Origin of the sequence: Janthinobacterium sp. AD80 (assembly GCF_002878455.1) — a bacterium.
Taxonomy (GTDB): domain Bacteria; phylum Pseudomonadota; class Gammaproteobacteria; order Burkholderiales; family Burkholderiaceae_D; genus Janthinobacterium.
Genome location: NZ_NRDQ01000215.1, coordinates 1 through 10,005 on the forward strand (window position 1 = coordinate 1; position 10,005 = coordinate 10,005).

The 10,005-nt window shown below is 65.5% G+C and carries 6 protein-coding genes and 1 pseudogene; 4 read left to right on the plus strand and 3 right to left on the minus strand.

What is annotated here, in order from left to right; all coding sequences use genetic code 11:
- The coding region (locus JaAD80_RS27170; RefSeq protein ID WP_102299197.1) for a histidine kinase dimerization/phospho-acceptor domain-containing protein at positions 1-903 on the minus strand (903 nt) is incomplete at its 3' end.
- Between the two features lie 264 nt (positions 904-1,167).
- Here JaAD80_RS27170 and JaAD80_RS27175 point away from each other — a divergent pair.
- Entirely contained in the window at positions 1,168-3,321 is a 2,154-nt protein-coding gene (locus JaAD80_RS27175; protein ID WP_102299198.1) for a TonB-dependent receptor domain-containing protein, read from the plus strand.
- Positions 3,322-3,378: 57 nt separating this feature from the next.
- Here JaAD80_RS27175 and JaAD80_RS27180 read toward each other — a convergent pair whose 3' ends face one another.
- Together JaAD80_RS27180 and JaAD80_RS27185 are read right to left on the minus strand one after the other, a co-directional pair.
- The gene (locus JaAD80_RS27180) at positions 3,379-4,047 is read right to left on the minus strand and encodes a winged helix-turn-helix domain-containing protein (protein WP_102299200.1); all 669 of its coding nucleotides are present in this window, start codon (positions 4,045-4,047) and stop codon (positions 3,379-3,381) included.
- Between the two features lie 22 nt (positions 4,048-4,069).
- Positions 4,070-4,441: a YajD family HNH nuclease gene (locus tag JaAD80_RS27185; RefSeq protein ID WP_034755042.1), complete on the minus strand. Its 372-nt coding sequence runs from the start codon at positions 4,439-4,441 to the stop codon at positions 4,070-4,072.
- A gap of 280 nt (positions 4,442-4,721) precedes the next feature.
- On the opposite strand from JaAD80_RS27185, the gene JaAD80_RS27190 reads away from it, so the two are divergent.
- The 3 genes and pseudogenes from JaAD80_RS27190 to JaAD80_RS27200 all read left to right on the plus strand — a co-directional run.
- Positions 4,722-7,742, plus strand: coding sequence for a PAS domain S-box protein (locus JaAD80_RS27190; protein WP_258003211.1), 3,021 nt, complete (start codon positions 4,722-4,724; stop codon positions 7,740-7,742).
- 142 nt (positions 7,743-7,884) lie between these two features.
- Positions 7,885-9,110 (plus strand): annotated as a pseudogene (locus JaAD80_RS27195) (exonuclease SbcCD subunit D C-terminal domain-containing protein).
- 16 nt (positions 9,111-9,126) lie between these two features.
- Positions 9,127-10,005 (plus strand): AAA family ATPase (locus tag JaAD80_RS27200; RefSeq protein ID WP_180979617.1); only part of this gene is annotated, 879 nt, incomplete at its 3' end.

Below are 10,005 nucleotides of genomic sequence, written 5' to 3' on the forward strand. Positions count from 1 at the left end.
CTGCGGGTCGAGCCGGGCCAGCGCCAGCAGCTGGTTGACCAGGCGCGTGGCGCGCTCCACGCTGGCGCCCAGCGCGGCGATGAATTCCTCGCGTTCCTGCGCGCTGCGGGCCCGCTGCAGCACTTGCAGATTGGTCTTGATGGCGGCCAGCGGCGTGCGCAATTCGTGCGCCGCATCGGCAGTGAAGCGCTGTTCGTTGTCACGGCTGTGCCGCACCCTGCCGAACAGGCGGTTGATTTCCAGCAGCAGCGGATGCAGCTCGGCGGGCGCGCCGCTCAGGTTCACGTCGGCCAGCTCATGCGGCGTGCGCGCCGACACTTCATCGGCCGACACCTGCAGCACGCGGAACACGCGGTGGATGCTCCACCAGATGGCGATGGTGGCCAGCGCCACCAGCAGCAGGCCGAACAGCGCGATGCGGTAAAAGAAGCCGCGGCTGATGTCGTCGCGGTGGCTGGTCGGCTCGGCCACCAGCAGCTGCAGGCTGCGCTGCCGGTCCCACAGCGAAAACAATCGCCAGCGCTGGCCCGCGATCGTCGTCCACGACAAGCCATCGGGCGCGCTGCGCGACAGCGCGATATCGCTGGCCGCGTCATTGCGGTACAACACGCGCTGCTGCGCGTCGCGCACCTTGAACAGCAAATAATGGTGGGGATTCGGCTGGCCGCGCAGCGGCAGGTCGATCGGTCCCGTCAAGCCGTGTTCGCGCACATCCTTTTCCACCAGCGACAGCAGCAAGTGCCCCGTCTCGGTCAGCGACTGGTCGAACAGTTCCTGGCTTTCGCGGCGCGCTTCCACGTAGACGATGGCGGCGCTGCCCACCCACAGGACCAGGGTCAGGCCCAGCAACACGGCCAGCAGGGTGCGCCGCAGCGACCAGCTGCGCAGGCGAAGCCCGCTCATGCCGGCGCCTGGCTGGCGAGCGCTTTCAGGCCGGTTTCGGTGGCGGCTGGATACATGGGATATGACCTTGGGAAAGAGTTTGCATGATGCCGCGGGCTTGTTAAGAATCTCTTAAGAACTTCTGCGCAAGATCCGGAGCGAAATAATTTATGGGAAGTCAGGGCCGCAATTGTAAATGATTCTTATTTTGCTAATGATTCCCATTACTCGATAGCGCTACCCATCAATAACCTAACAATAAGCCATCCACCATCAGGAGTTTGCATGTCCAACAGCACCCGCCGCGCGCACCTGCCGCGCCCCACTACCCTGGCCCTGGCCCTGGCCGCGCTGTCCTGCCTGCCTGCCCACGCGCAGGTCGCAACGACCACCAGCATGCCTGAAGTGGTGGTGTCCGCCTCCGGTTTCGAACAGGATATCAAGCAGGCGCCAGCCTCGATTACCGTGCTGACGCGTGAAGAACTGTCGAAGGAACGCTTCGGCAACCTGACGCAGGCGCTGGAAAGCGTGGAAGGCATCGACGTGGGCGCGGCCGCCGACAAGACGGGCGGCATGAACATCAGCATCCGCGGCATGCCCAGCGACTATACCCTGGTGCTGATCGACGGCCGCCGCCAGAATGCGGCCGGCAACGTCACGCCGAACGGTTTCGGCGGCACGCAAACGAGCTTCATGCCGCCGCTGGCAGCCATCGAGCGCATCGAGATCATCCGCGGCCCCATGTCGACCCTGTACGGCTCGGACGCCATGGGCGGCGTGATCAACATCATCACGCGCAAGGTGGGCAAAGAGTGGATGGGTTCCGTCTCGGCCGACTACACCGTGCAGGAAGAATCGGACTTCGGCGACGTCAAGGCCGGTCGCTTCTACTTGAGCGGCCCCATCGCCACCGACCTGCTGGGCCTGTCCCTGCGCGGCAGCAAGCAGCGCCGCGATGCGGCCAGCGTCAACTACACCAACGCGGCCGGCGCTGAAGTGCCCACCAATATGGGCGCCAACCCCGTGCGCTCGGACATTGAAAACTTTGGCGCGCGCCTGGCCTTCACGCCGAACCGCTTTCATACCGTCATCCTCGACGCCGACGCGGGGCGCCAGACCTATGACAATTCGCGCGGCCAGCTCGGCACCCAATCGGTGCAGGGCGGCTACGGCCCCGAGCAGAAATACAAGCGCGACCAGTGGACCCTGTCGCACACGGGCCGCTTCGGCTTCGGCACCCTGGACAGCAGCTACATGGTGAACAAGACGGAAACCCTGGGCCGCACGATTCCGCCAGGCACGCCAGGCGCCGTGGCCGGCAGCGCGCGCACCCTGGAAGTGGAAAGCCAGGTCTTCGACACCAAGCTGGTCATGCCGCTGGGCAAGCACATGGCCACCGTTGGCGCGCAATGGTGGAAAGCGGAAATGACGGACGGCGTGGCGCCAAAGACATTCGAATTCACGCAAAAAGCCCTGTTCCTGGAAGACGAATGGCAGGTGCTGGACAACGTCGCCCTGACCTTCGGCGCCCGCTATGACGACCACAGCATCTTCGGCGGCCAGACCAGCCCGCGCGCCTATGCCGTGTGGAACGCTACGCCAGGCTGGACCGTCAAGGGCGGCGTCAGCAAGGGCTACAAGACGCCGCGCGTGGAACAACTGTCGCCAGGCATCAACGGTTTCGGCGGCCAGGGCACGATTCCCCTCGTCGGCAGCCCGAACCTGAAGCCGGAAACAAGCACGACGGCGGAAATCGGCGCGTATTTCGACAACCTGGCCGGCTGGACCGCCAGCGGCACCGTGTTCAACAATGAGTTCAAGGACAAGATCACGACGGGCACGGGCCTGCTCAACTGCGACTACCGTCCGTCGCCGAACCGTCCCGGCTGCGTCAGTTTCGGCAACTGGCCCAATGTCGATGCGTTCGGCCAGTCGATCAACGTGGACGAGGCCGTCACGCGCGGCGTCGAGCTGAACACGCGCTTCCCGCTGGGCAAGACCTTGTCGGCCAGCGCCAACTACACCTACACGGATAGCGAACAGAAGAGTGGCAGCAACGCGGGCAAGCCGCTGAGCGACACGCCCAAGCACGCCGTCAATGCGCGCCTGTCGTGGGATATCTCGCGCGAGTGGAATGGCTGGCTGCGCGGCGAATACCGCAGCGACCGCTTCCGCGATCCGGGCACCTCGGCTGCCACGCGCGCCGCCAAGGCCGCGCTGGGCGACTACAAGGGCTACACGATGTTGCACGTAGGCACCAGTTACCAGCTGAACAAGCGCGTCACCCTGAACGCGGCCGTGTACAACCTGCTCAACAAGGACTTCATCGACTACCAGGCTTACCGCCCGGGATCGGGTCCGGCCCTGAACTACGCCAACCGCTATGTCAACAGCATGGATGGCCGCCGTTTGTGGCTGTCGGCCACCATGGATTTCTGATGACGTAACACATCCACATCACCGCAACGGGCTGCCTCAGGGCGGCCCGTTTTGTTATCAAGCCGCTTTCGGCTTGTCGATGCAATAGCCGATCGCATGCACGGTGCGTATCAAGTCGCGCCCCAGCTTCTTGCGCAAATGGTGGATGTGCACCTGCACGGCATTGCTTTCCACCTCGCCGCCCCAGCTGTACAGATTCTTTTCCAGTTGTTCCCTGCTCAGCACCCTTCCGCCATGCTCCAGCAGCAATTGCAGGATGCGGAATTCCTTCAGGGTCAGGGTGACGGGCTGGCCGCCCTGCGTCACTTGCCGGTCGGCGATATCGAGCACCAGGTCGCCATGCACGAGGTTTTCGCGCAGGCGGCCCGCCGCGCGGCGGCAGGCGCTGCGGATGCGCGCGGCCAGTTCATCGAGGTCGAACGGTTTCACGATGAAATCATCGGCGCCCGCATCCAGGCCGGCGATGCGTTCGCCCACCTTGTCGCGCGCCGTGACAATCAGCACGGCACCGCTGTAGCCGGCGTCGCGCAGCACGCCCAGCGCCTGCATGCCATCCTCGCCCGGCAAGCCCAGGTCAAGCAGGATGCAGGCATAGTCGTGCAGGCGCACGGCCGTGTGGGCGTGTTCGGCCGACTGCACCCAGTCCACCGCGTGGCCGGCCTGCTCCAGGCCGATCTGCGTGGCGCGGCCCAGCTGCGGGTCGTCTTCGGTCAGCAAGATGCGCATGGGATCAGGGCCAGAGGCCCGCTCAGTCCTTTTTCTTGATCAGGCCCGCCAGCGCGGCAAACGGATTGTGCGTGGCCGGTGCCACCTCGGCCGACAGCAGGCCGGCGCCACGGTCCGCTTCCAGGTAGCGCGAGTGCTCATTGTCGTGGCAATACAGGCACAGCAGCTCCCAGTTGCTGCCATCGGGCGGATTGTTGTCGTGGTTATGGTCGCGGTGATGCACGGTCAGCTGCTGCACGTTGGCGCGCGTGAATTCGCGCATGCAGCGGCCGCATACCCACGGATACATCTTCAGCGAACGCTCGCGGTAGCCGCTCTCGCGCTGGTCGGCGGCGCGGCGCGCTTCGGCAACGATCTTGTCCAGCCGTGCCGCGTCGGGCTTTTTACTCTGCATGACAACTTTCGATATGGGAGGAAGAAGCAGCCATTTTAATGAGGATGGCGGCGAAATTGTACTTTTTCTGCCACGGCGCCAGCCCCTGCCGGGGGTGGCGTGCTTTTTTTAGCGTGCGTGGCACCACAGCTACCTGATTTAACGCAAAATAAGGCCAGCGACAGACCACGACCAGACGACGGGAGGGACGGCAACAGGTTCCGCGCAGGGCGGCCGATTTCGGCTATGATGCGCGCCACGCCGTCCTCCCCTTTTACTTGAATCTAGCCTGCAAGCGCCCGTGATATCGATAACGAGACCCCTGCAACGCCTTGCCAGCCACGTTTACCGTATCAGCCTGGTGCCCGTCTTCGCGCTGCTGCTGCTGCTCGTGATGTGGGGCGCCGTCATCTATCAGCTGGGCCAGGAACAGGTCAGCGCCGCGCGCGACGCCGTGGCCGGCAGCCAGTCGCTGGCGCGCACCCTGGCCGACCATACCAGCTACATCCTGCGCCAGACCGACCACGCCACGCAGCTGTTCAAGCTCAAATACGAAGAATCAGGCGGCGGCCTGCGCCTGAATGAATTCACGCGCCGCCAGGGCCTGCTCGACAGCGTGCTGCCGTCGAAACTGGAGCTGCCGATCGCCCTGGTCGACGCGCACGGCAATGTGGTCGACAGCGCCAACGCCTATTTTCCGGAAAATCTGGCGCACCAGGCCTTCTTCCGCGCCCTGGCCGCCAATCCGGCCGACACGCCGCTGGTCGACACGCCCATGCTCGACGCCGACAGCAAGCACTGGACCATCCGCCTGGCGCGCCGGCTGAACGATGGCCAGGGCAATTTCGCCGGCGCCATCATCATCCTCGTCGACCCCACGTATTTCGTCGACGACTACGACCGCCTGAACCTCGACGAACACGGCGCGCTGATGCTGGTGGCGCGCGACAGCGGCCTGACGGTGGGACGCCTCGGCGAACAACTGATCATCAGCGACCGCATCGACTTCCGCATGCCCGGCCCACCGCATCACGCGCCCGAGGAACTGGTGATCGAGCCGCCCGTCGATGCCGTCCCGCGCATCTACAGCTACCGCGAGCTGCCGCGCTACCCGCTGCTGGCCGTGGTGGGCGTGAGCCGCACCGTGGCGCTGGCCCGCTTCGAACACCGGCGCAAGGTGTATCTGGGTGCGCTGATCGCCGCCAGCGTGCTGATCGCCGGTTTCACCGCGCTGCTGGCGCGCCAGAGCGCCCGCCTGCGCTGCAGCATCCGCCAGGCCAAGGAAACACAGGCGCTGCTGCGCGCGGCGCATCAGGGCAGCCTCGATTCCGTGCTGCTGCTGAAAGCCTGGCGCCCCGCACCGGGCAAGCCGGTGGAAGACTTCATTTTCGCCGACGTCAACGAGCGGGCCGCCGACATGCTGGGCAAGCCACGCGCGGAACTGCTGGGCCAGCGCGTGCTGCCGCACATGCCGCTGCTGCGCGGCGAGCGCTTTTTCCAGCGCTTCGTGCAAGTCTTGGAAACGGGCCAGCCGCTGGAAGATGAATTCGAACTGCCCGTGGCCAGCGGCGGCACGCGCTGGCTGCGCCACCAGGTGGTGCCGATCAGCGATGGCGTGGCCGTCACCTCGCGCGACATCAGCGCGCGCAAGCACGACGAACTGGCGCTGCAGGACAACCGCAGCTTCCTGCAGTCGCTGATCGACCACTTGCCCGTGCTGGTGTACGTGAAAAGCGCGCGGCCGGAAAACTTCGGCCAGATGGAAGTGTGGAACAAGGCCGCCGAAGACATCACGGGCTACCTGGCCGCCGACATCATCGGCAAGACCGATGGCCAGGCATTCGCACCCGATTTCGGCCTGCACGACGCCGAGGACGACCGCGCCATCCTGGCCGAACGGGGCGTCATCGACCATACGGACAAGCCGCTGCGCCTGCTTGACGGCAGCCTGCGCTACCTGCATGCCGTCTCCGTGCCCGTCTTCGACGAGCATCAGCAGATCGAACATATCCTGTGCATCGCCGAAGATATTTCGCAGCGCCGCCAGCAGGAGCTGGAGCTGCGCCAGAAACAGGCCGAACTGGCCGCCGTCAACGACGCCTCGCCGCTGGGCCTCGTGCGCCTGGACCGGCAGCGCCGCTGCACCTACGTCAACCGCACCTTCGAGGCCATCACGGGCCTGCCGCGCGCCGCCGCCCTGGGCGCCGGCTGGACCAGCGCGCTGCACCCGGACGACTATCCGCTGATGCACGTGGCGCTGGAACAGCTCACGCGCAGCCACGCGCCATTCCAGTCCACCCTGCGCTGCCTGCACCGCGACGGCAAGCTGGTATGGGTTTCCGTGAAAATCGCCCCCATCCTCATCGACGGCCAGGTGGAAGGCTATGTGGGCAGCCTGGACGACATCACCACCTTGCGCGAATCGGAAGTGGCGCTGCTGGAAAGCGAAGCGCGCCTGCGCACCATCGCCGACACCCTGCCGGCCATGATCGCCTACATCGACGCCGACCAGGTCTACCGCTTCCTGAACATCGCCTACGAGCGCGAATTCGGCCTGACGGGGCGCCATGTGCTGGGCAACAGCGTGCGCGCCACCGTGGGCGAGGCGCGCTACCGCACTGTCGCGCCCTACATCGAGCGCGTGCTGATGGGGGAAACCCTGAGCTTCGAGGAAGAAGACGAGAAAGAAGGCATCGAGCGCTGCATGGAAGTGATCTACATCCCGCAGATCGGCGAAGACAACCTGCAGGTGGTGGGCTTTCACGTCATGCGCCAGGATATCACCGTGCAAAAGCGCGAAAAACAGCGGCTGCTGAAACTGGCCCAGGTCGATGCCCTGACCGGCCTGTCGAACCGCGCCGGCTTCCAGCAAAAGCTCAGCGACGCCATGCACGCCAGCCGCCAGCAGCAGCACCTGATGGCCGTCATGTACATGGATATCGACCGTTTCAAGCCAGTCAACGACACGCACGGCCACGGCATCGGCGACGCCCTGCTGCGCGCCTTCGCCCAGCGCCTGACGCAGACCATGCGCGTCACCGACATCATCGCCCGCCTGGGCGGCGACGAATTCACCATCATCATGGAGCAGATCGGCAAACCCGAAGACGCGGCCGTGCTGGCGGAAAAAATCGTCAGCGCCATGCAGCAGCCGTTCGAACTGGAAGGCATCACCGTGCGCATTTCCGCCAGCATCGGCCTGGCCTTCTACCGCGACGAAGATATTTCTCCCGCCGTGCTGCTGCAGCGCGCCGACGTGCTGCTGTACCGGGCCAAGCAGGATGGACGCAATACCTACAGAGCCGACACGACTGTCGCTTGATGGCTGAGGGCAAGCCCGACTGAAGGCTGGGGCCAGTCGCTTCGCGATCGGCAAGGCCCCTGCCAGGAAACTTGCCGCCGGCGGGTCTGCCCCCTGTCATTCCTGCTATATTGGCGCCTGTCTTCCCTACCATAGCCCCACCATGCGCCTGCTGCACACTTCCGACTGGCATCTGGGCCAGACCCTGCACAATTTTGAGCGAGGCCACGAGCACCAGCGCTTCCTCGACTGGCTGCTCGACACCCTCGTGGCCGAACGGATCGACGTGCTGCTGGTGGCGGGCGACGTGTTCGACAACGCCAATCCATCCGCCGCCTCGCAAAAGCAGCTGTATGTGTTCCTGCAGCAGGCGCGCGCGCGCCTGCCCGCGCTGCAGCTGGTCGTCGTCGCGGGCAACCATGATTCGGCCGGCGGCTGGAAGCACCCGGCCCCCTGCTGGCCGCGCACGGCACCCACGTCATCGGCCATCTGCTGCGCGGCGAGGATGGCCAGATCGACCTGGAACGCCTGCTGCTGCCGCTGGCCGGCAGCGATGGCCAGGTGCGGGCCTGGTGCCTGGCCGTGCCCTTCCTGCGTCCCGGCGACGTGCCGAAACTGCCGGCCGGCGACACGCAGGACGCCTACCTGGGCGGCATCGCCCTGCTGTACCGCCAGTTGACGGACCTGGCGCTGGCGCGCCGCCAGCCCGGGCAAGCCATCATCGCCATGGGCCACTGCCACATGGTGGGCGGCGAAATGTCGAACGACTCCGAGCGGCGCATCGTCATCGGCGGCACGGAGATGCTGCCCTCGGGGATATTCGATGCGGCCATCGCCTACGCGGCGCTGGGCCATTTGCACAAGGCGCAAACCGTGGGCGGCCAGGAACACATCCGCTATTGCGGCAGCCCGATTCCCCTGTCTTTCGCGGAGGTGAATTACCGCCATCAGGTGCTGTGCCTCGACCTCGAAGGCGAACAGTTGCAGGACGTGCGCGCCATCGAGGTGCCGCGCGCCGTGCCGCTCTTGCGCGTACCCGCCACGCCGGCGCCCATCACCGACGTGCTGGCGCAGCTGGCCGCCCTCGACGTGCCCGCTGCGCCACCGGAAGCGCAGCCCTTCCTGGAAGTGCGCGTGCGCCTGGACGCGCCGGAACCGGGCCTGCGCACGCGCATCGAGGCGGCCCTGGACGGCAAGCCCGTACGGCTGGCAAAAATCGAGACATCGAGCGCCGCGCGCGGCAGCGCGCCGGAAAACATGACCCTCGACCAGCTGGGCCAGCTGCAGCCCGACGACATCTTCCGCCGTCTGTACCTGCAAAAGTACGGCAAGGAAGCACCGCCTGAACTCCTCTCGGCCCTGGCCGAACTGCTGCTGCCCGGCGCCTGACCGTTCAAAAAAACACATGAAAATCCTTAAAATCAGCGGCAAGAACCTGGCCTCGCTGGCCGGCGAATTTGAAGTCGACTTCCAGCAGGAACCGCTGGCGTCTTCCGGCCTGTTTGCCATCAGCGGCCCCACGGGCGCGGGCAAGAGCACCTTGCTCGACGCCTTGTGCCTGGCCCTGTACGACACCACGCCGCGTTTGCTCAAGGTGCTGGGGCGCGGCAGCGCCCTGCCCGACGTGGGCAAGGAAACCGTGAGCGCGCAGGATACGCGTACCCTGCTGCGCCGCGGCACGCCGGAAGGCTATGCGCAAGTGGACTTCGTCGGCAACGATGGTGCCAGCTACCGCGCGCGCTGGAGCGTGCGCCGCTCGCGCACCAAGGCCGAAGGCGCGCTGCAAGCCACGGCCATGAGCTTGCACCAGCTGCCCGCGCTGCAGCCCATCGGCGGTACCAAGACGGAAGTCAAGGAAGAAATAGAGAAACGCATCGGCCTGTCGTTCGAGCAGTTTACGCGCGCCGTGCTGCTGGCGCAGAACGAGTTTTCCACCTTCCTCAAGACGGAAGACAATGAACGGGGCGAACTGCTGGAAACCCTGACGGGCAGCAGCATGTACACGGACATTTCCATGCGCGCCTTCGAGCGGGCAAAAAAGGAAAAGCAGATCCTCGAACGCCTGGGCGAAAAGCTGGCCGACCAGCGCCCCCTGTCGCCGGAAGAGCGGGCCGAAACGGCAACCCTGGGCGAGGCCGCCGAAGCTGCATTGCAGACCATCGACCTGCGCAAGGCCGTGCTGGAACAGCAGCAGCGCTGGCACCAGGAAACGCACAAGCTGCAGACCCAGATGACGGCCGCGCAAGAGGCGCTCGATGGCGCAGTAGCGGAGCGCGCGGCCGCC